Here is a 492-nt window from a genome sequence, read left to right on the forward strand (position 1 = left end):
AGGGTCCGCGCGCGGAGGGCCGGCGTCGCGGCGACGGCGAGGACCAGGGAGCGGACGAGCACGATCGCGGCGAGCGGACGCCCGCCGTCGCTCCCCGTGATCGCGGCGTCGAGGCGGCGCAGGGGGCCGACCAGCGCGGGGTCGTCGAGCGCACGGTCGTCGGCGAGGTGAGCGAGCAACCGGTCGATGGTCCAATCCGCGGGGATTGGCCCCAGATCCGGCGTGAGAGTGGTGGTGGAGGTGTCCATTGGTCCAGAATCGGGTCACATGGACACGGACGACAGGGCCAATGCGGCGCCGATGGACCACGGATCGGCCCCGGGTCGCGCGACTCCGCTGGTGCGAGCGGGCGAGGTGTCGACCGAGGGGCTGGCCGCTCGGCTCGGCCGCTGGACCCACGGCGACGGAACGCTGGCGACCCGGCTCGCGCGCGGCATCTCGGCGCTGATCGCGGGCGGCGAGCTCCGCGCGCGAGCAGATCGGAAGAGCGTC

General features: G+C 74.6%; 1 protein-coding gene and 1 pseudogene. One reads left to right on the forward strand and one right to left on the reverse strand.

The features are described 5' to 3' along the window. The coding region (locus tag DW299_RS09435; RefSeq protein ID WP_136036433.1) for a hypothetical protein at positions 1-248 on the reverse strand (248 nt) is incomplete at its 3' end. A 19-nt stretch (positions 249-267) separates the two neighbouring features. On the opposite strand from DW299_RS09435, the pseudogene DW299_RS09440 reads away from it, so the two are divergent. Further along, positions 268-492, forward strand: a pseudogene (locus tag DW299_RS09440) (hypothetical protein); the annotation flags it as partial.

The organism is Microbacterium sp. K35 (assembly GCF_004794375.1).
In the GTDB taxonomy this organism is placed as follows: domain Bacteria; phylum Actinomycetota; class Actinomycetes; order Actinomycetales; family Microbacteriaceae; genus Microbacterium; species Microbacterium sufflavum.